We start from the raw sequence: 18,074 nt of genomic DNA, 5'->3' as shown, positions 1-18,074 counted from the left end.
GACTCGCTCAAGGCCGATTCACTCCAAGACTATCTCGCCAAGGGGGCGTTTCGCCATGCGTGCACTGTTGGTCACCGGCTCACTGTTGCTGATATCCGCCTGTTCGACCTTGCCAGACCCCGACCCGAACCAGGCCTGGATCGACCTCACGCCCTACGACAACACCTCGCTGCACGCCGTGCAGGTAGATGAACGCGACTGGGCCGACAGCCGTTACTTCGAAGTACAGCCCGGCAGCCACGAGCTGACCGTGCGCTACCAGTTTCCGGTTACCCCCAGCAATATCGGCCCGGTCGAGGAGCCGTTGTGGCGGGATTGCCAGGTCAAGCTGACCTTCAAGGATTTCAGTGCCGGCCAGCGCTACCAGCTGCAGGCTGGCAGCATCGGTTTCCGCCCCTGGATCAAACTCTATGACCACCAGCAGAAACTGGTTGGGCAGGGTTTGCCTGCAGGCTGCCAGCGCACCTGAAACGCACAAACGGCGCTATGCTTGTAGCTTATAAGTCGCAAGTGGGAGTCTTGCCATGCGCCAGCCCATGATGCTGATCGCCCTCAGTGCATTGGGGGCTTGCGCCAGCCCCTTGCCGCCCGTCGACCCCAAGCAGGCCTGGGTCGACCTGTACACCATGACTCCCGGCAGGGTGATCATGGCCGACCGCCTCGACGGCAAGCGCCTGGAGGATGGCCGTTACTTCCAGGTGACGCCGGGCAAGCACGAACTGGTAGTGCGCTTCGATTACGAGATATATGGGGGCGGCCTCATGACCCAGCCCAGGGACCGTACCTGCTACCTGACCGTGCGCTTTGACAACTTCAAGGCCGGCGAACGCTATCGGCTGGAGGCACGGGCGCCGGTGATGGAGCCGCAGGTGCTGCTCTATGACGGCAACCGCAAGGTGGTGGTGAACGAGCCTAGCGAGGTGTTCTGCATTCCGTGATCGGGGCTGCGAATGGGCCGCAAAGCGGCCCCGCAATTCTGAACCTACCGGTCATTCTTCTGATAAATGATCTTCTTGGTCCCACCATCGCAGGTCCCGACGACCATGTTCTGGTCCTTGACCTCGCTGTTGGGCACGATCTCCAGGGTGTAGGACGGAACACCCTGGGCCTGGATCTTGGCCTCGATCTCGGCTTTGAGCTCCTCGCACGGCTTGACCGCCGCCAGCGCAGATGTGGCGACCAAGGAAGCCAACACGGCGATTGCTACGCGAATCATGAAACGGCTCCTGAAAGGGCAGCGTGCTGCCGACGCTGTTTAGACTACAACAAACCGCCCTTATTGCACTGCTTCACCCCACCAGCGCCGCATCCAGGCTGATCTTCGCGTTCAGCACCTTGGACACCGGGCACCCAGCCTTGGCCTTGTCGGCAATCTCCAGGAACTGCACTTCACTCGCCCCAGGCACCTTGGCCCTGAGCACCAGATGCACTGCGGTAATGGCAAAGCCATCAGCTTGCTTGTCGAGTGTCACTTCGGCAGCGGTGTCGATCCTGTCCGGGGTGAACCCCGCTTCGCCCAGCATCATCGACAGTGCCATCGAGAAGCAGCCAGCGTGCGCCGCGCCGATCAGCTCCTCCGGGTTGGTCCCGGGTGAGCCTTCGAAACGGGTATTGAAACCGTAGGGGTTCTGCTTGAGCGCGCCACTTTCAGTAGAAAGCAGGCCTTTGCCGTCCTTCAGGCCACCTTGCCAGATCGCCGATGCTGTCTTTTTCATGATGCCTCCTGGTCTCGGGTTACATGCTCATGGCTTCAGAGGTCAGCCGCCTACAGCAAGTTCAGAGCAATCGCACGGCAAGCATTGAATCCGTCGAATGTGCCCATACAGAGTTGTAAAGGCCTGTGGCCAAAAACCTTGCGGAGGCTCCATGACGCAGCTGCGTGAACTGAAAATTTCCACCCTCGACCTGGTGCCGGTGCGCGCCGACGCCGGCCCGGCGCAGTCGCTGCGCAACTCGCTGGACCTGGCGCAGCACGTCGAACGCTTTGGCTACAACCGCTTCTGGGTTGCCGAGCACCACAACATGGACGGCATCGCCAGTTCGGCGACTTCGGTGCTGATCGGCTACCTGGCCGGGGGCACCTCGAGCATTCGCGTGGGCTCTGGCGGGGTCATGCTGCCCAACCACGCACCGCTGGTGATCGCCGAGCAGTTCGGCACCCTGGCCAGCCTGTACCCAGGGCGCATCGACCTGGGCCTGGGTCGCGCGCCGGGTTCCGACCAGATGACCGCCTACGCTCTGCGCCGCGACCGCGCCGGCGGCCCGGATGATTTCCCGGACGATGTCGAGGAACTGTCACGCTACCTCGGCCCGCGTACCGATGATCAAAAAGTGATCGCCGTGCCAGGGCACGACACCGACGTACCGATGTGGCTGCTCGGCTCCAGCCTGTTCAGCGCTCAATTGGCCGGCATGCGCGGCATGCCCTACGCTTTCGCCTCGCACTTTGCGCCGCGCTACATGCACGAGGCGATCCGCGTGTACCGCAACCACTTCAAGCCCTCGACAACGCTGGACAAGCCATACGTGATGCTGGGCATCCCCATGGTGGTGGCGGAAACCGACGAAAAGGCCGAATACCTGGCCACGTCCGTGTACCAGCGCATCCTCGCGCTGATTCGCGGGCAGAGCCTGATGCAGAAGCCGCCGGTGGAAAGCATGGATGGGCTGTGGCTGCCCCATGAGCGGGACGCGGTGGGCAGCTTCCTCGGCTTGGCGATGATTGGCAGCCCGCAGAAGGTGCGGGCCAAGGTGGAAGTGCTGCTGGAGCAGACCGGAGCAGATGAGCTGATCTTCACCTGTGATTTGTATGAGCATGCGGACCGGATTCGGTCCTATGAACTGTTGGCGCAGGCTCTCAAGACCGCGTGATCTTCTTCGCGGGTAAACCCGCTCCCACAGGTACGGCGTCGCTCTCAGGCCTGTGATATCCCTGTGGTAGCGGGTTTACCCGCGAAGAACCCAACCCGTTAACCGCGCCGGTACACAATCTCCTTGGTACCAGCCTCGCAGCTACCAATCACCTTGCCGGCCGGGTCGCCCTTGTCGACGATCTCCAACTTGTAGCCGGTAACCCCCTTGGCATCCAGCTTGGCCGCAATCTCTGCCTTGAGTTCCTCGCACGGCTTGCCTGCCGCCAGCGCACCACCGGCCAGGGTCATCAGGCCCAGCGCCAGAATCAGTTTGTTCATCACTCGCTTTCCTTGTGCAGATGACATCAGAAAGGGCGCCCGCCAAGGCGCCCTCTTCCTAAATACCCCATCATGTCGGGCTCATCCAGCCCGGCAATATTTCAGCTATTGGCGATACGGAAGCCGACCTTCAGCGTGACCTGGAAGTGCGCCGCCTTGTTGTCACGGATATGGCCACGGGTATCTATCACTTCGAACCACTCCAGGTGCTTGATGCTCTTGCCGGCTTCGGCAAGAGCATTGTTGATCGCCTCTTCGATGCTGGTGGTCGAAGACCCCACCAGTTCGATCTTCTTGTAGGTGTGATGATCGGTCATGAGCGCTCTCCTCGGATGATGGTGAGATTGAGCCTAGCAGTGCAGGCCTGGTTTACCTGCGAGCGGTCACTATTGGCGAAAGTTCGATCGCACTTTCCCGCGGGCCCAAGGTCGCAATCCTTACAGTCCATACTGCAAAGGAGAGTCAACATGCACCGCAATTCGCTGCGTAGAACGTCCCTGGAAAGCATGGAAGCGGAGATCGAGAGCCTTCTGAAAAGCCTGGAAAACCTCAAGCATGATGCGTCGGAGGAGTCCCAGAAATCGGTGAAGGCAATCCGCAGCAACGCCGAGAGCGCCCTTCGTCATTCGCGCCATCTGCTGAGCGATGCCTACGAGGAGGTGAAGCACCGCACCCGCCAGACCGGCATCGCCACCCGCGACTATGCCCAGGAACACCCGTACACCACCGCCGGCGTCGCCATTGGCGCGCTAGGCCTGCTGGCGGCGTACCTGATGTGCAAACGCAACTAAGCGCCCTGTCGCGCCAGTTCTGCCCTTAGCCACTGCGCCAACTGCTCGGCGCGCCCGTCCGCGGCGCGCCTGGGCACCCACAGCGCCAATGCCGCAGGGGTAGGTGAAAAGCCCCACGGCGCATTCAAACGGCCCGCCCGCAGGTCATCAGCGACCAGCGGCTGCGGCGCAATCGCCACACCCAACCCGGCCACCGCAGCTTCCAGCAGGTAATACAGGTGCTCGAAAGCCTGGCCATAGTGGAGGGTCGCCGGCTCCAACCCCTGTTCCAGTGCCCAGGTCGGCCAAGCCTGCGGGCGCGAGGTGGTGTGCAGCAAGGCTTCGCCCAGCAAGGCCTTGGCCGGCGCGCCCTGCAAGCGCTCGAAACCGGCGAAATGCGGGCTGAGCACCGGCCCGATGCGCTCCTCGGCCAGTACATGCACCTGCATGTCCGACGGCCATGGCGGCTCGGCATACACCAGCAGCGCATCCAGCCCAGGCCGTCGCGGGTCCAGGTCACCTTCACCGGCCGACAGGTGCAGGCGTAGCTCTGGCAAATCTGCCTGCAACCGCCCCAACCGTGGGATGAACCAGCGCGCCAGCAGGCTGCCCGAGCAGCCCAGCACGAACGGCGCCTCGCTGACATCGTGGCTGAGCTCGGCGCACACGCTGCGCAGGCGATCGAAGGCTTCGCTACTGACATCGCGCAAGCGTACGCCGGCATCTGTGAGTTTGATGCCACGCCCGTCCTTCACGAACAGCGCGACGCCGAGGTGCTCTTCAAGTACCTTGATCTGCCGGCTGACGGCGCCATGGGTGACGTGCAGCGCTTCGGCAGCCTGGCTGACGCTGTTGAGCCTTGCGGTCGCTTCGAAGGCCCGCAGGGCATTGAGGGGAGGGAGGTCGTGGGCCATTTTATCTGTGAGTTTTTCTGACAAGTTTGCGCAATCTTATCGGTTTTCAGCCGGGCTTGCCGTGGTTACAGTAAAGCCCATCACTCATTCATAACGCCCTGGAGCGCCCCATGACCCAGTCCCAATACCGCCCCGGCCCCGACGCCAACGGCCTGTTCGGCTCGTTCGGCGGCCGCTACGTGGCCGAGACCCTGATGCCACTGGTGCTGGACCTGGCCCGCGAATACGAAGCGGCCAAGGCAGACCCCAAGTTCCTCGAAGAGCTGGCCTACTTCCAGCGCGACTACATCGGCCGCCCCAACCCACTGTACTTCGCCGAGCGCCTGACCGAGCACTGCGGCGGCGCGAAGATCTTCTTCAAGCGTGAAGAACTCAACCACACCGGCGCGCACAAGGTGAACAACTGCATCGGCCAGGTGCTGCTGGCCAAGCGCATGGGCAAGAAGCGCCTGATCGCCGAAACCGGCGCCGGCATGCATGGCGTGGCCACCGCCACCGTCGCTGCCCGCTTCGGCCTGCCTTGTGTGATCTACATGGGCGCCACCGACATCGAGCGCCAGCAGGCCAACGTGTTCCGCATGAAGCTGCTGGGCGCCGAGATCGTCCCGGTCACCGCCGGCACTGGCACCCTCAAGGATGCCATGAACGAGGCCCTGCGCGACTGGGTCACCAATGTCGAAGACACCTTCTACCTGATCGGCACCGTGGCCGGCCCGCACCCGTACCCGGCCATGGTCCGCGACTTCCAGTCGATCATCGGCAAGGAAACCCGCGCCCAGTTGCAAGAGAAGGAAGGCCGCCTGCCAGACAGCCTGGTTGCGTGCGTCGGCGGTGGTTCCAACGCCATGGGCCTGTTCCATGAATTCCTCGAAGAACCCAGCGTGCAGATCATCGGCGTCGAAGCCGGTGGCCACGGCGTGCACACCGACAAGCACGCCGCCAGCCTGAACGGCGGTGTACCGGGCGTGCTGCACGGCAACCGCACCTACCTGCTGCAGGACGAAGACGGCCAGATCACCGACGCCCACTCGATTTCCGCCGGCCTGGACTACCCGGGCATCGGCCCGGAGCACGCCTACCTGCACGAAGTGAAGCGTGTCGAGTACGTCAGCATCACCGACGACGAAGCGCTGGATGCGTTCCACGCCACCTGCCGCCTGGAAGGCATCATCCCGGCCCTGGAAAGCTCCCACGCCCTGGCCGAGGCGATCAAGCGCGCACCGAAGCTGCCCAAGGACCACCTGATGGTCGTGTGCCTGTCGGGCCGCGGCGACAAAGACATGCAAACCGTCATGAACCACATGGCCGCCCAGGAGAAACAGGCATGAGCCGTCTTGAACAACGCTTCGCCGAGCTGAAGGCCGAAGGCCGCTCGGCACTGGTCACCTTCGTCACCGCGGGCGACCCGGGCTATGACGCCTCGCTGCAGATCCTCAAGGGCCTGCCGGCAGCCGGTGCCGATGTGATCGAGCTGGGCATGCCGTTCACCGACCCGATGGCCGACGGCGTGGCCATCCAGCTGGCCACCCTGCGTGCCTTGGAAGCTGGCCAGACCCTGGCCAAGACCCTGCAGATGGTTCGCGAATTCCGTGTGGATAACCAGGCCACACCGATCGTACTGATGGGTTACTACAACCCGATCCACCGCTTTGGCGTGGAAAAGTTCGTGGCCGAAGCCAAGCAAGCGGGTGTCGATGGCCTGATCATCGTCGACCTGCCACCAGAGCACGACGCCGAACTGGCGACCCCGGCCCAGGCTGCGGGTATCGACTTCATCCGCCTGACTACCCCTACCACCGACGACGTGCGCCTTCCGCGCGTGCTGGAGCGCAGCTCCGGGTTCGTCTACTACGTGTCGGTGGCCGGCGTGACCGGCGCCGGCTCGGCGACCACCGAGCACGTGACCCAAGCCATTGCCCGCCTGCGTCGGCATACCGATCTGCCGATCAGCGTTGGTTTTGGCATTCGTACACCGGAGCAGGCTGCGGCCATTGCCCGACTGTCGGACGGCGTGGTGGTGGGCTCGGCGCTGGTCGACAAGATTGCCCAGGCCAATAGTGCCGAGCAGGCAGTCAAAGATGTATTGAGCCTGTGCTCGGCACTGGCTGAAGGAGTGCGCAGCGCCCGCCGTTGAACCGCGTCGCCTTCATCGCCGGCAAGCCAGCTCCCACAGGTACAGAGCCGCCCTCAGGCCCTGTGATATCCCTGTGGGAGCTGGCTTGCCGGCGATGAGGCCTGTACAGACTATGAAGATCTAGCCCCCAAACATCGACAGATCCAGCGGCCGCACAGCCCCCATCCAGATCGCATGGTCACGGTGGTCCGCCAGTTCATCCCCGGTCAGCGGGTGCATGAAAACCACCAACCCCTTCCGATACAACGCCAACCAAGGCAACACCACACCCACCACCTCCGGCCCGAACGCCAACTGGCAGCTCCAGTCCGGGTGCGGCCCCACCGGTTTCTGGTGCATGCGCCCCATGGTCACGGGGAACAGACGCGCCGCCTCCTCGCACAGTTCACGGGCCTGGTCCATGGTCGCTGCGTCGTAGTAAACATGGGCGTGGTAACCCTTGATCCTCTGCACGATAACTCCTGATTGCGGTCCAACCATCACCACCTGCAAAGGGAGTGATGCAGTGAAAAACGCCGAAACCCCAGTGTTCAAACTGGTCCTGTTCGGGCCTGAAAGCAGCCTGGGCAACGCCCTGATGGTAGAGCTGCTGTCGCGCCAGCACGAAGTCACCGCCGTGGTCGACGACCTCAACCGCCACGCGCCGCGCCCCGGCCTGCATTTCAAGATAGGCGGGCTGGGCGATGCCGACCAGGCGGAGCAGGGCGCGGCAGGCGGGTCAGCAGTAATTGCCTTGTTGTCGACACTGGCACCGGGCGATTTGCCCGGGCAAGCCCGCATGAGCGAGGCGCTGGTGGCGGGGCTGAAGCGTACGACTATACGCCGGCTGTTGCTGGTGGGCGATTTCGATGTGCTGGATGAGCCGGGCAAGTACAGCGAGACAGAGCGGGAGTGTGTGGACCAGGTGGTGGACGGGTTACAGCGCAGTGCGTTGCACTGGACGCTGATCAATGCCCCACAGGAACTGGCCGGGTTGGGGATGGAGCATTTTCGCAGCACTGAAGGTACGCTGGAGCCGGGGTTGGCCGAGCCGTTGCGGCACCTGGCCAGGGTCGCGGCAGGGATGGTGGATATGCTGGAGCTGGATTTGCACCGGGGCGAGCATCTGAACTTCGTGGTCTAGATTGCCGGGGCTGCTGTGCAGCCCATCGCCGGCAAGCCAGCTCCCACAGGTGCTGTACAAGCCTGGAACATGACGCCGTCCCTGTGGGAGCAGGCTTGCCGGCGATGGGCCGCAAAGCGGCCCCAAAATCTCAAAGGCTACGCTCTTGCTCCAGCCAATCTACAAACCGCTCGATCAAGGCACCACGCCGCTTACGCGGCGGCAGCACGACGTAATACCCGCGCTCCGAACGCAAACTCCCCTCCAGCGGCCGGCACAGCAACCCCTGCTCGACCAACCCATCTACCAAATGCCCCCAGCCAATCGCCACCCCTTGCCCGGCAATCGCCGCCTGGATCAGCAACGTATAGTTATCAAACCGCAACTGCCCGGTCGGCGGCGGGCTGGCCACACCAAACCCGCGAAACACCCCCGACCAGTCAAACCAACGGCTAGCCTGCTCGCCCTTCAAGTGCAGCAAGGGCAATCGTTGCAAAGCCACGGCTGACAAGGCTTTGCCGTGAATCAACCGGGGGCTGCACACCGGGAAAACCTCCTCATCGAACAGCCAGCGGCTCTCGCCCTGGTGAAAACGCCCGTCACCAAACAGCACCGCCACATCAATGTCCGGTCGCAACATGCCCTGGCTGCGCTCACCGGTCACCAGGCTCACGTCCACCTGTGGATAAGCCTCGTGAAAACGCTGCAGCCGTGGCATCAGCCAGAACGCTGCAAAGGCGAAGTCGGTAGCCACCTGCAGCACTTCGCGCTGGCCGCGCCCACTGGCCTGGGCAATGCCGTCCTCCATGGCCTGCAGGCCCTGATGCACCTGTTCGAACAGCACCTGGCCAGCCTCGGTCAGCTCGATACCCCGATAAATGCGGTCGAACAGGCGCGTGCCCAACTCTGCCTCCAGCCGTTTGACTTGCTGACTCACCGCCGGCTGCGTGGTGCCCAGCTCCAGCGCCGCGGCGGTAAAGCCGCGCAAGCGTGCGGCGGCCTCGAACACGCGCAAGGTATCCAGCGACAGCTCGGCAAGGTGATCAAACATTAGCGTGGCTAATCCCAGTCATTGCCCGCCATGGGCTTTACCCATGTTATCCACAGTCGCATCTTGATAAGCAAGCGGTTCGCATAATCCTCAACGATGGAAGCCACCATGACGCGCCCGAATATCCTGTTCATCATGGCCGACCAGATGGCCGCGCCCTTGCTGCCGATCTACGCCTCTTCGCCGATCCAGATGCCGCACCTTAGCCGCCTTGCCGAACAGGCGGTGGTGTTCGACTCGGCCTACTGCAACAGCCCGTTGTGCGCGCCGTCGCGCTTCACTCTGGTCAGCGGCCAGTTGCCCAGTCGCATCGGCGCCTACGACAACGCCGCCGACTTCCCCGCCGACGTGCCGACCTACGCCCATTACCTGCGCCGCCTGGGTTACCGCACAGCGCTGTCGGGCAAGATGCACTTCTGCGGCCCGGACCAGTTGCATGGCTACGAAGAACGCCTTACCAGCGATATCTACCCGGCCGATTACGGCTGGGCGGTGAACTGGGATGAACCGGACGTGCGCCCGAGCTGGTATCACAACATGTCCTCGGTGCTGCAGGCCGGCCCATGCGTGCGCACCAACCAGCTGGATTTCGACGAGGAAGTGGTGTTCAAGGCGCGCCAGTACCTGTACGACCATGTGCGTGAAAATGATGGCCGACCCTTCTGCCTGACCGTGTCGATGACCCACCCGCACGACCCGTACACCATCCCCAGGCGCTACTGGGACCGCTACGAGGGTATGGATATCCCCATGCCCCGCAACGAGTTCGGCCAGGCAGAACTCGACCCCCACTCGCAACGCCTGCTGAAGGTCTACGACCTGTGGAACAAACCGCTGCCTGTGGACAAAATTCGTGACGCCCGCCGTGCCTACTTTGGCGCCTGCAGCTACATCGACGACAACATCGGCCTGCTGCTGCAGACCCTGGAAGAATGCAACCTGGCCGACGACACCCTGATCGTCTTCTCCGGCGACCACGGCGACATGCTTGGCGAGCGTGGCCTCTGGTACAAGATGCACTGGTTCGAGATGTCGGCACGGGTGCCGTTGCTGGTACACGCGCCAATGCGCTTCGCGCCAGCCCGGGTCAGCGCCTCGGTATCTACCTGCGACCTGCTGCCAACCCTGGTAGAGCTGGCTGGCGGGGCTGTGGATAACCACCTGCACCTGGATGGCCGCTCACTGGTCGGCCACCTGCAAGGGCAGGGCGGCCATGACGAAGTGATTGGCGAATACATGGCCGAAGGCACCGTCGGCCCTCTGATGATGATCCGCCGGGGCCCGTACAAGTTCGTGTACAGCGAAGACGACCCATGCCTACTCTATGACCTGAGCCGCGACCCGCACGAGCGGGAGAATCTCACCGGCAGCCCGGAACACCAGGCGCTGCTGCAGGCATTTGTCGATGAAGCACAGCAGCGTTGGGATATCCCCAGCCTGCGCCAGCAGGTTCTTGCCAGCCAGCGGCGGCGCCGCCTGGTGGCCGAGGCGCTGGCCATCGGCAAGCTGAAAAGCTGGGACCACCAACCGCTGGTGGATGCCAGTCAACAGTACATGCGCAACCACATCGATCTCGACGACCTCGAGCGCAAGGCACGTTATCCACAGCCCGCCCCCCTGGATTGAGAAGAGAGGCCGCCATGCACAAGTTCTCTGCAGCCGTGTTCGCCCTGGCCCTGAGCCTGGGTACCGCCACAGCCTACGCCGCCGACAGCGACGCGCAATGCACCACCGTGAAGATGGCCGACCCCGGCTGGAGCGACATCGCCACGACCAACGCCTTGGCCCGCCTGCTTCTGGAAAGCCTGGGCTACCGGGTGAAAATCGACAGCCTGGCCGTGCCAATCATCTACGGTGGCCTCAAGGATGGCCGCGTCGATGCCTTCCTCGGCAACTGGATGCCGGCGCAGCAGGGCTTTCATGACAAATTCATCGAAAATGGCGATGTGCAGCAGCTTTCACGCAACCTGGAAGGAACCGAGTTCACCCTGGCGGTGCCCGACTATGTGTGGAATGCCGGGGTGAAGGATTTCGCCGACTTGCAGAAACACGCCGACCAGTTCGACAAGAAGCTGTACGGGATCGGTTCCGGGGCACCGGCCAACCTGTCGTTGAAGGAAATCATCGACAAGAATGAATTCAACCTCGGCCAGTGGAAGCTGGTGGAGTCCAGCGAGCAGGCGATGCTGGCGCAGGTCGACCGAGCGGTGAAGAAACAACAGTTCATCACCTTCCTCGGCTGGACCCCGCACCCGATGAACGTGAAGCTGAAGATGCATTACCTGAGCGGTGGGGAGAAGTGGTTTGGCAGCAAGGGCGAGGTGTATACCCTGACCCGCAAGGGTTATCCACAAGCCTGCCCGAATGCGGCCAAGCTGCTGGGTAACCTGAAGTTCACGCTGGACATGGAAAACACCATCATGGCCGAAGTTGTGGACAAGAAGATCAGCTTCGATGATGCGGCCAAGGCTTGGCTTAAGGCGCACCCCGAGTTGCTGGAAGGGTGGTTGGCCGGGGTGACGACCAAGGCCGATGGCAATGCGCTGGAGGCCGTCAAAGCCAAACTGTAACCTCACAAGCAAACCTCTATCCCTGTGGGAGCGGGCATGCCCGCGAACACCGGCGAAGCCGGTGCCATCCACCGCGGCGGCTTCTTCGCGGGCGCGCCCGCTCCCACAGGGATTGGTGAAACAGTAAGGACTGTGGATAACCCATGCATCGCCTCACTCACCTGCTGCCCTTCCTCTCATGGCTCCCCCGCCAATCGGGCCGCAGCCTGCGCCAGGACCTGCTGGTAGGCCTGAGCGGTGCAATCCTCGCTCTGCCGCAATCCATCGCCTACGCCCTGATCGCCGGCCTGCCTGCCGAATACGGCCTGTACGCCGCCATTGTGCCAGTACTGATCGCCTGCCTGTGGGGCTCGTCCTGGCACCTGATTTGCGGCCCGACCGCTGCCATTTCCATCGTGCTCTACGCCAGCATCAGCCCGCTGGCCGTGGCCGGCAGCGCCGACTATGTCACCTTGGTGCTGCTGCTGACCTTCCTCGGCGGCATGTTCCAGTTGCTGCTGGGGCTTTTGCGCTTCGGCGCACTGGTCAATTTCGTCTCCCATTCCGTGGTGCTCGGCTTCACCCTGGGCGCCGCTGTCGTCATTGCCCTGGGCCAGTTGCCCAACCTGCTGGGCATGGACCTGCCAAGCCAAGCCACGGCGTTGAAAACCGTGCAGGACCTGGCCAGCCATGCTGGCGAGGTCGACCTGCCTTCCTTGATTCTGGGCCTGGCCACGGTGGTGATCGGCGTAAGCTTCAAGCTCTGGCGCCCACGCTGGCCCAGCCTGTTGATAAGCCTGATTTTGGTGAGCCTGCTGGCCTGGCTGCTGCCTGGGTTCTTTAGCCATGTGCCGCGTGTGCCCGCATTCACCGGCCAGCTGCCTCCCTTCAGCCCGCTGCCCTTGCTGGATGTGGAACTGATCCTGCGCCTGCTGCCCAGCGCCGTGGCAGTGGGCATGCTCGGGCTGGTCACCAGCCTGTCGATCGCCCGCTCGTTGTCAGCACGTTCGGAGCAGTTGATCGACGCAGACCAGGAAATACGCGCACAGGGCCTGTCGAACATCGTCGGTGCGTTTTTCTCCGGTTACCTGTCTTCCGGCTCCTTCACCCGCTCCGGGCTGAGCTACGACGCCGGCGCACGCTCGCCCATGGCCGGGGTATTCTCGGCGCTGTGGGTGGCGGTGTTCGCCGTTGCCGGAGCCGGGCTGATCGCGCACCTGCCGATTCCGGCCATGGCCGGCAGCATCCTGTTGATCTGCTGGGGATTGGTGGACCACCGGGGGATTCGCGCGCTGTTCCGGGTGAGCCGCTCGGAGTTTCTGGTAATGGCACTGACGGCGGCGGCGACCTTGTTGCTGGAATTGCAGACGGCGATCTATGCCGGGGTGCTGGCGTCGCTGTTCTTCTATCTGAAGCGCACCTCACGGCCACGGGTGCAACAAAGCCGTGAAGGGGAGGCGGACGTGCTGCGGGTGGGCGGGTCGATCTTCTTTGGTGCGGCGCATTACCTGCAGGTGCGCTTGCAGCGCTGCCAGGGGCCGCATGTGGTGATCGATGCGCGGCAGGTGAACTTCATCGATTACTCGGGTGTGGATATGTTGCACCGCGAGGCGCGGCGGTTGCGGCGGGCGGGGGGGAGTCTGACCCTGCACCGGGCCAGGCCGCAGGTGATCGAGGAATTGCAGAAGCTGGAAGGGGTGGAGCTTTGTCCGATCCGGTTTGAAGAGTGATGTTGGGTTGAGATTTTTGGGGCCGCAAAGCGGCCCCGGCAATCTCAGCCGCGAGCCAGCTGCCGGCGCAACTCAGCCAACACTGGCGCCGTATCCGGCCGCACCCCACGCCAGATAAAGAAAGCCTCAGCCGCCTGCTCAGCCAGCATCCCCAGCCCATCCAGCACCTTGGCCGCCCCCAACTTCTCGGCCCACTGGCAAAACGGCGTAGGCTCCTTGCCATACATCATGTCGTAGCAAACCGTGCGCCCCGCCTCGACCAGGCTGTCGGCAATCGGCGGCAACTCACCGGCCAGGCTCGCCGAAGTGGCATTGATGATCACATCCACCGGCTCCTGCAACCAGGCAAAACCACTGGCCACCACCGGCCCCAGTTCATCGAACTCACGCGCCAGCTGCTCGGCCTTTTCCACAGTCCGGTTGGCAATCACCAGCGACTGCGGCTTGTGCGCCAGGATCGGCTCCAGCACGCCACGCACCGCGCCACCAGCACCCAGGATCAGAATGCGTTTGCCCGCCAGCTCGACCCCGGCATTTACCGTCAGGTCTCGCACCAGGCCAGCGCCATCGGTGTTGTCGCCCTGCAAGCTGCCATCGGCCAGCTTGCTCAGAGTGTTCACTGCGCCGGCGCGCCGGGCACGCGGGGTCAGGCTGTCGCACAGACGATAGGCCTCCTCCTTGAACGGCACGGTGACATTGCCGCCGCAGCCTTGCTTGAAGAAACCGCGTGCACAATCGCTGAACTCGTCCAGCGGCGCCAGCAGGGTGGCGTATTCCAGATCCTGCCCAGTCTGTTCGGCGAACAGGCGATGGATCAGCGGCGACTTGCTGTGGCCGATGGGGTTACCAAAAACGACGTACTGGTCCATGACGGCTCCTTGGTTATCCACAGGCTCACTGGCCGAGCCAGTCGCGATCCTGCAGGAAATACTCGGTCAAGCGCGCTTCTTCACTGCCAGGCGCGGCCTTCCAGTCGTAGCCCCAGCGCACCTGCGGCGGCAGCGACATGAGGATGGACTCGGTGCGACCACCGGATTGCAAGCCGAACAGGGTGCCACGGTCGTAGACCAGGTTGAACTCCACGTATCGGCCACGGCGGTATTCCTGGAACTCGCGCTGCTGCGGGGTGTAGGGCGTGCCCTTGCGGCGCTGGACGATCGGAAGGTAGGCGCTAATGTAGGCATCGCCAATGGCGCGGATGAAGGCGAAGCAGGTGTCGAAGTCCCACTCGTTCAGGTCATCGAAGAACAGCCCTCCGATGCCGCGTGGCTCGCCACGGTGCTTTAGGTGGAAGTAGCGGTCGCACCAGGCCTTGTAGCGCGGGTACACGTCGGCGCCGAACGGAGCGCAGGCCTGCTCGGCCACACGGTGCCAGTGGATGCAGTCTTCTTCATTGCCGTAGTACGGGGTCAGGTCGAAGCCGCCGCCGAACCACCATACAGCCTCTTCACCTTCCTTTTCGGCGATGAAGAAACGTACGTTGGCATGGGAAGTGGGCACATGCGGGTTGTGCGGGTGGATCACCAGCGACACGCCAAGGGCCTCGAAGCCACGGCCCGCCAACTCGGGGCGGTGGGCACTGGCCGACGGCGGCAGACCTGCGCCGAACACGTGGGAGAAGTTGACCCCGCCTTTCTCGATCACTTTGCCATCGCCGATCACCCGCGTGCGGCCCCCACCACCGGCTTCGCGCACCCAGGCGTCCTCGACGAAGCGGGCGCCGCCGTCTTCAGCTTCGAGGGCAGAGCAGATGCGGTCTTGCAGGTCGAGCAGGTAGGCTTTCACGGCCTCGGTGCGGCTAGTCATCGGGTCACCAGGAACGGGCAGGGAAGAATTCGCCGCGTAGCATACCACCCCCAGCCCGCGCGCCGCAGTTGACGGCGATCAAGCAACGTGACGAGGGCCGGCCAACCAAATAAGCGTACACTTATTTGATCAGCCAGCGGACTGAACCAACAACGCCATTGATGAACAATGAAGTGGATGTATTTCAAAAAGCCCGCAACCAAGCAAGCATCAATTTAACCCTGACTTGTATGAAGCATACTTCATCAAGGCCTTGTCTGTTTCTACCTCTTTAACGGCCATAATAGCTTCAGCGACGCCCTGTGGATTCTTGTAGAAGCAAGTTTTCTCTACAACACGACCGTGCTTGGTGGGGCTGAGGTTCAAACTGTCTCCTTCCCGCATAGCCGAAAATACTGCTCTGCTATCTTCTAAAGAGAACTCCATCAACTCGCCCGTATTATCTGCATGGATAAAAATAATTGTATATTCCATAATGCACCTCTTGGGTTATTTACCGATTCATGATGGAAAAAACCCACACACCACGCCACTAGCAGAGTTGCCTGTTGACTTCAGAACGAACGCGTTGCTTCAGGCTTGTCCGCCCTGATTCACGCACCCGCGGTTGCTCGTAGAACAGTTTTGTCTGAGTTAATCACGCTCTGTACTGCTGCAGGAGTTGACGGCATTGCGGCAAAGGCGTCCGATAGAAGGCCTTTCCCGACCCATACGACAGGAGTGCGAGATGGCCAAGCGTATCCAGTTCAGCCAGCATGGCGGCCCGGAAGTGCTGCAGTTTGTGGAGTTCGAACCTGCCCCGCCAGGGCCACAGCAGGTGCGTGTGCGTAACCATGCGATCGGCCTGAACTTCATCGATACCTACTTCCGCAGCGGGCTGTATGCGCCGCCATCCCTGCCTTCGGGGCTGGGCACTGAAGCGGCTGGCGTGGTCGAGGCCGTGGGCGAGGGCGTGACCCGGCTGAAAGTGGGTGACCGCGTGGCCCATGCCGGCGGCCCGCTGGGCGCGTATAGCGAGGTGCATACGTTGCCGGAAGCAAATCTGGTGAAGCTGCCCGACACCATCAGCTTCGAACAGGCGGCGGCGGTGATGCTCAAGGGTTTGACCGTGCAGTACCTGCTGAAGCAGACCTATGAGGTGAAGGCGGGTGACGTGATCTTGTTCCACGCAGCAGCTGGCGGCGTGGGTTCGTTGGCGTGCCAGTGGGCCAAGGCCTTGGGCGCCAAGCTGATCGGGACCGTGAGCTCTGCCGAGAAGGCCGAGCGGGCCAAAGCTCTAGGGGCGTGGGCGACCATCGATTACAGCCGTGAAGACGTGGCCAAGCGGGTGATGGAGCTGACTGACGGCAAGAAATGCCCGGTGGTGTATGACGGCGTCGGTGCCGACACCTGGCTGACCTCGCTGGACTGCCTGCAGCCGCGTGGGTTGATGGTGAGCTTTGGCAATGCCTCGGGGGCAGTGAGCGGAGTGAACCTGGGTATCTTGGCGCAGAAGGGCTCGCTGTATGTGACCCGGCCCACGTTGGCGACCTATGCCAACAATGCCGAGAATACCCAGGCCATGGCCGATGACCTGTTTGCCATGATTGGCAGCGGCGAGCTGGTTGTGGATATCCAACAGCGGTATCCGCTGAGTGAGGCGGCCAAGGCACAGGCGGAGCTGTCGGCTCGGCGGACTGTAGGTTCCACAATTCTGCTTCCTTGAGTTCACTCCCACAGGTACTGCACCGATCTTAAGTACAGTGCCATCCCTGTGGGAGCGGGCATGCCCGCGAAGCAAGCACCGCAGTGCATGGCACCGGCTGCGCCGGTGTTCGCGGGCACGCCCGCTCCCACAGGTACTGCACCAGCCTTGAATACAGCGCCATCCCTGTGGGAGCGGGTTCACCCGCGAAGAGGGCACTGCGGTGTATGGCACCGGCTACGCCGGTGTTCGCGGGCGCGCCCGCTCCCACAGGTACTGCGTCGGCCTTGAACAGGGCGCTATGGCTGTGGAGGACGGGTGGTTGGTATAGACTCGATACCATCGAGAATCGCCTCCACCAATCCCTCCGCCAATTCAATGGAATGCAGGCTCGACCAATACATGCCACGGCCTTCCTCGCGCAGGTACTCGAGGGCTTTCGAGCCCGTTTCGTAGGCGCCTCGCAGATACAGAGCTACATGAACCAAGGCGTCCTCGGCGGAAATGTTCGGGTTTACGGTGAACAGCGGTTCGTGGCCGGCATCGCAGCGGCCGAAGGGGCGGGTGGATGTGCAGGGTAGGGGTGGATCGGGGACAATCTTCTTCATCACTAGATCTCGATTCATGGCACCACCCAGTCGTTACCACACGAATAGGTGGCAGCTGTACGCAGGGTGGTAAACCGGGTGGGAGATCTAAAACCCAGCAGGCACGAAGCCTCCTGCGAACAGCCGCCATGGACTGCCAAGATCACCCAGAACCCGGGTTACCACACCCGATCGCCAAGTTATTCGGCGACGGCTGAAGCCTAAGGGCAGAGGTTCCCACTGAGAAGGTGATGGCAGAGGACGCGGCTCGTAGGATATTTCCCAAGCCGCAAGCTGGACAGCCATTCGAGACAAAATCAGAAAAATCTGCGGGGTTCTGGGGCCGCTTTGCGGCCCAATCGCCGGCAAGCCAGCTCCCACACCGACCACGCCGATTTCAAGTCATGTGCAGTACCTGTGGGAGCAACTGTCTTGCTCAATTTCTAAAAGCTGGCGTGATCCCTGTGGGAGCGGGCTTGCCCGCGAACACGGGCGAAGCCCGTGCCATCCATCGCGGTGTCTTCTTCGCGGGTAACCCGCTCCCACAGGGATCACG

The 18,074-nt window shown here is 62.6% G+C and carries 22 protein-coding genes; 11 read left to right on the top strand and 11 right to left on the bottom strand.

Annotation, left to right across the window (positions count from 1 at the left end; all coding sequences use genetic code 11):
* Nucleotides 1-55 precede the first annotated feature (55 nt).
* Nucleotides 56-469: a hypothetical protein gene (locus tag CAF92_RS22525; protein WP_015268455.1), complete on the top strand. Its 414-nt coding sequence runs from the start codon at nt 56-58 to the stop codon at nt 467-469.
* A 55-nt stretch (nt 470-524) separates the two neighbouring features.
* Nucleotides 525-938 carry a hypothetical protein gene (locus CAF92_RS22520; protein ID WP_046615291.1) on the top strand — a complete coding sequence of 138 codons (414 nt, stop codon included), beginning with the start codon at nt 525-527 and terminating at the stop codon, nt 936-938.
* Between the two features lie 44 nt (nt 939-982).
* Here CAF92_RS22520 and CAF92_RS22515 read toward each other — a convergent pair whose 3' ends face one another.
* Nucleotides 983-1,216, bottom strand: a complete 234-nt coding sequence (locus CAF92_RS22515) for a DUF1161 domain-containing protein (RefSeq protein WP_046615292.1) — start codon at nt 1,214-1,216, stop codon at nt 983-985.
* 73 nt (nt 1,217-1,289) lie between these two features.
* Nucleotides 1,290-1,715 (bottom strand): OsmC family protein, encoded by a 426-nt coding sequence (locus CAF92_RS22510; RefSeq protein ID WP_085601982.1) that lies wholly within the window; start codon nt 1,713-1,715, stop codon nt 1,290-1,292.
* 151 nt (nt 1,716-1,866) lie between these two features.
* Here CAF92_RS22510 and CAF92_RS22505 point away from each other — a divergent pair, with 151 nt between their 5' ends.
* Nucleotides 1,867-2,871, top strand: a complete 1,005-nt coding sequence (locus tag CAF92_RS22505; RefSeq protein ID WP_046615294.1) for an LLM class flavin-dependent oxidoreductase — start codon at nt 1,867-1,869, stop codon at nt 2,869-2,871.
* A 98-nt stretch (nt 2,872-2,969) separates the two neighbouring features.
* Here CAF92_RS22505 and CAF92_RS22500 read toward each other — a convergent pair whose 3' ends face one another.
* Entirely contained in the window at nt 2,970-3,191 is a 222-nt protein-coding gene (locus tag CAF92_RS22500; RefSeq protein WP_003261041.1) for a DUF1161 domain-containing protein, read from the bottom strand.
* A gap of 101 nt (nt 3,192-3,292) precedes the next feature.
* The gene (locus tag CAF92_RS22495) at nt 3,293-3,508 is read right to left on the bottom strand and encodes a dodecin (protein WP_013970282.1); all 216 of its coding nucleotides are present in this window, start codon (nt 3,506-3,508) and stop codon (nt 3,293-3,295) included.
* A 150-nt stretch (nt 3,509-3,658) separates the two neighbouring features.
* On the opposite strand from CAF92_RS22495, the gene CAF92_RS22490 reads away from it, so the two are divergent.
* A complete protein-coding gene (locus tag CAF92_RS22490) occupies nt 3,659-3,982 on the top strand; it encodes a YqjD family protein (RefSeq protein ID WP_003261039.1) in 324 nt (107 codons plus the stop codon).
* On the opposite strand, the gene CAF92_RS22485 is transcribed toward CAF92_RS22490, so the two are convergent.
* The gene (locus CAF92_RS22485; protein ID WP_085601981.1) at nt 3,979-4,875 is read right to left on the bottom strand and encodes a LysR family transcriptional regulator; all 897 of its coding nucleotides are present in this window, start codon (nt 4,873-4,875) and stop codon (nt 3,979-3,981) included. The two genes, CAF92_RS22490 and CAF92_RS22485, sit on opposite strands and share 4 nt — an antisense overlap.
* A gap of 110 nt (nt 4,876-4,985) precedes the next feature.
* Between CAF92_RS22485 and trpB the strand changes: the two genes are divergently transcribed.
* The gene (trpB, locus tag CAF92_RS22480) at nt 4,986-6,203 is read left to right on the top strand and encodes a tryptophan synthase subunit beta (RefSeq protein ID WP_015268451.1); all 1,218 of its coding nucleotides are present in this window, start codon (nt 4,986-4,988) and stop codon (nt 6,201-6,203) included.
* Complete coding sequence (gene trpA / locus CAF92_RS22475) at nt 6,200-7,009, top strand: tryptophan synthase subunit alpha (protein WP_046615296.1); 810 nt, start codon at nt 6,200-6,202, stop codon at nt 7,007-7,009. Before trpB ends, trpA begins: the two co-directional genes overlap by 4 nt.
* A gap of 120 nt (nt 7,010-7,129) precedes the next feature.
* Here trpA and CAF92_RS22470 read toward each other — a convergent pair whose 3' ends face one another.
* A complete protein-coding gene (locus CAF92_RS22470) occupies nt 7,130-7,462 on the bottom strand; it encodes a DOPA 4,5-dioxygenase family protein (RefSeq protein WP_046615297.1) in 333 nt (110 codons plus the stop codon).
* A 52-nt stretch (nt 7,463-7,514) separates the two neighbouring features.
* Here CAF92_RS22470 and CAF92_RS22465 point away from each other — a divergent pair, with 52 nt between their 5' ends.
* Entirely contained in the window at nt 7,515-8,132 is a 618-nt protein-coding gene (locus CAF92_RS22465; protein ID WP_046615298.1) for an NAD(P)-dependent oxidoreductase, read from the top strand.
* A 130-nt stretch (nt 8,133-8,262) separates the two neighbouring features.
* Here CAF92_RS22465 and CAF92_RS22460 read toward each other — a convergent pair whose 3' ends face one another.
* A complete protein-coding gene (locus CAF92_RS22460) occupies nt 8,263-9,162 on the bottom strand; it encodes a LysR family transcriptional regulator (RefSeq protein WP_085601980.1) in 900 nt (299 codons plus the stop codon).
* Between the two features lie 108 nt (nt 9,163-9,270).
* Between CAF92_RS22460 and betC the strand changes: the two genes are divergently transcribed.
* The 3 genes from betC to CAF92_RS22440 all read left to right on the top strand — a co-directional run bounded on the left by betC (nt 9,271) and on the right by CAF92_RS22440 (nt 13,441).
* Nucleotides 9,271-10,788, top strand: coding sequence for a choline-sulfatase (gene betC, locus CAF92_RS22455; RefSeq protein ID WP_085601979.1), 1,518 nt, complete (start codon nt 9,271-9,273; stop codon nt 10,786-10,788).
* A gap of 14 nt (nt 10,789-10,802) precedes the next feature.
* Entirely contained in the window at nt 10,803-11,732 is a 930-nt protein-coding gene (gene choX / locus CAF92_RS22450) for a choline ABC transporter substrate-binding protein (RefSeq protein WP_085601978.1), read from the top strand.
* A gap of 143 nt (nt 11,733-11,875) precedes the next feature.
* Entirely contained in the window at nt 11,876-13,441 is a 1,566-nt protein-coding gene (locus CAF92_RS22440) for a SulP family inorganic anion transporter (protein ID WP_085601977.1), read from the top strand.
* 44 nt (nt 13,442-13,485) lie between these two features.
* On the opposite strand, the gene aroE is transcribed toward CAF92_RS22440, so the two are convergent.
* The 3 genes from aroE to CAF92_RS22425 all read right to left on the bottom strand — a co-directional run bounded on the left by aroE (nt 13,486) and on the right by CAF92_RS22425 (nt 15,721).
* Nucleotides 13,486-14,310, bottom strand: a complete 825-nt coding sequence (gene aroE / locus CAF92_RS22435) for a shikimate dehydrogenase (protein ID WP_085601976.1) — start codon at nt 14,308-14,310, stop codon at nt 13,486-13,488.
* Nucleotides 14,311-14,335: 25 nt separating this feature from the next.
* Complete coding sequence (gene hemF, locus CAF92_RS22430; RefSeq protein ID WP_085601975.1) at nt 14,336-15,247, bottom strand: oxygen-dependent coproporphyrinogen oxidase; 912 nt, start codon at nt 15,245-15,247, stop codon at nt 14,336-14,338.
* Nucleotides 15,248-15,457: 210 nt separating this feature from the next.
* Nucleotides 15,458-15,721: a hypothetical protein gene (locus CAF92_RS22425; protein ID WP_085601974.1), complete on the bottom strand. Its 264-nt coding sequence runs from the start codon at nt 15,719-15,721 to the stop codon at nt 15,458-15,460.
* 253 nt (nt 15,722-15,974) lie between these two features.
* Here CAF92_RS22425 and CAF92_RS22420 point away from each other — a divergent pair, with 253 nt between their 5' ends.
* A complete protein-coding gene (locus CAF92_RS22420; RefSeq protein WP_085601973.1) occupies nt 15,975-16,952 on the top strand; it encodes an NADPH:quinone reductase in 978 nt (325 codons plus the stop codon).
* A 278-nt stretch (nt 16,953-17,230) separates the two neighbouring features.
* Here the strand turns inward: CAF92_RS22420 and CAF92_RS22410 are convergent, their stop codons facing one another.
* A complete protein-coding gene (locus tag CAF92_RS22410; RefSeq protein ID WP_170978805.1) occupies nt 17,231-17,539 on the bottom strand; it encodes a hypothetical protein in 309 nt (102 codons plus the stop codon).
* Nucleotides 17,540-18,074 lie beyond the last annotated feature (535 nt).

It is taken from the genome of Pseudomonas sp. B10(2017), assembly GCF_002113295.1.
GTDB classification, from domain to species: Bacteria; Pseudomonadota; Gammaproteobacteria; order Pseudomonadales; family Pseudomonadaceae; genus Aquipseudomonas; species Aquipseudomonas pudica.
The sequence above is the reverse complement of the archived record's forward strand: the minus strand, read 5'-3'. Positions and strand labels throughout refer to the sequence as shown.

Coding starts and splice junctions, on each gene's coding strand:
- CAF92_RS22515 (WP_046615292.1), bottom strand. CDS start 1,216: ATGATTCGCGTAGCAATCGCCGTGTTGGCTTCCTTGGTCGCCACATCT.
- CAF92_RS22495 (WP_013970282.1), bottom strand. CDS start 3,508: ATGACCGATCATCACACCTACAAGAAGATCGAACTGGTGGGGTCTTCG.
- CAF92_RS22505 (WP_046615294.1), top strand. CDS start 1,867: ATGACGCAGCTGCGTGAACTGAAAATTTCCACCCTCGACCTGGTGCCG.
- CAF92_RS22410 (WP_170978805.1), bottom strand. CDS start 17,539: ATGAAGAAGATTGTCCCCGATCCACCCCTACCCTGCACATCCACCCGC.
- CAF92_RS22520 (WP_046615291.1), top strand. CDS start 525: ATGCGCCAGCCCATGATGCTGATCGCCCTCAGTGCATTGGGGGCTTGC.
- CAF92_RS22425 (WP_085601974.1), bottom strand. CDS start 15,721: ATGGAATATACAATTATTTTTATCCATGCAGATAATACGGGCGAGTTG.
- hemF (WP_085601975.1), bottom strand. CDS start 15,247: ATGACTAGCCGCACCGAGGCCGTGAAAGCCTACCTGCTCGACCTGCAA.
- CAF92_RS22500 (WP_003261041.1), bottom strand. CDS start 3,191: ATGAACAAACTGATTCTGGCGCTGGGCCTGATGACCCTGGCCGGTGGT.
- CAF92_RS22525 (WP_015268455.1), top strand. CDS start 56: ATGCGTGCACTGTTGGTCACCGGCTCACTGTTGCTGATATCCGCCTGT.
- betC (WP_085601979.1), top strand. CDS start 9,271: ATGACGCGCCCGAATATCCTGTTCATCATGGCCGACCAGATGGCCGCG.
- choX (WP_085601978.1), top strand. CDS start 10,803: ATGCACAAGTTCTCTGCAGCCGTGTTCGCCCTGGCCCTGAGCCTGGGT.
- aroE (WP_085601976.1), bottom strand. CDS start 14,310: ATGGACCAGTACGTCGTTTTTGGTAACCCCATCGGCCACAGCAAGTCG.
- trpA (WP_046615296.1), top strand. CDS start 6,200: ATGAGCCGTCTTGAACAACGCTTCGCCGAGCTGAAGGCCGAAGGCCGC.
- CAF92_RS22420 (WP_085601973.1), top strand. CDS start 15,975: ATGGCCAAGCGTATCCAGTTCAGCCAGCATGGCGGCCCGGAAGTGCTG.
- CAF92_RS22460 (WP_085601980.1), bottom strand. CDS start 9,162: ATGTTTGATCACCTTGCCGAGCTGTCGCTGGATACCTTGCGCGTGTTC.
- CAF92_RS22485 (WP_085601981.1), bottom strand. CDS start 4,875: ATGGCCCACGACCTCCCTCCCCTCAATGCCCTGCGGGCCTTCGAAGCG.
- CAF92_RS22510 (WP_085601982.1), bottom strand. CDS start 1,715: ATGAAAAAGACAGCATCGGCGATCTGGCAAGGTGGCCTGAAGGACGGC.
- CAF92_RS22490 (WP_003261039.1), top strand. CDS start 3,659: ATGCACCGCAATTCGCTGCGTAGAACGTCCCTGGAAAGCATGGAAGCG.
- trpB (WP_015268451.1), top strand. CDS start 4,986: ATGACCCAGTCCCAATACCGCCCCGGCCCCGACGCCAACGGCCTGTTC.
- CAF92_RS22440 (WP_085601977.1), top strand. CDS start 11,876: ATGCATCGCCTCACTCACCTGCTGCCCTTCCTCTCATGGCTCCCCCGC.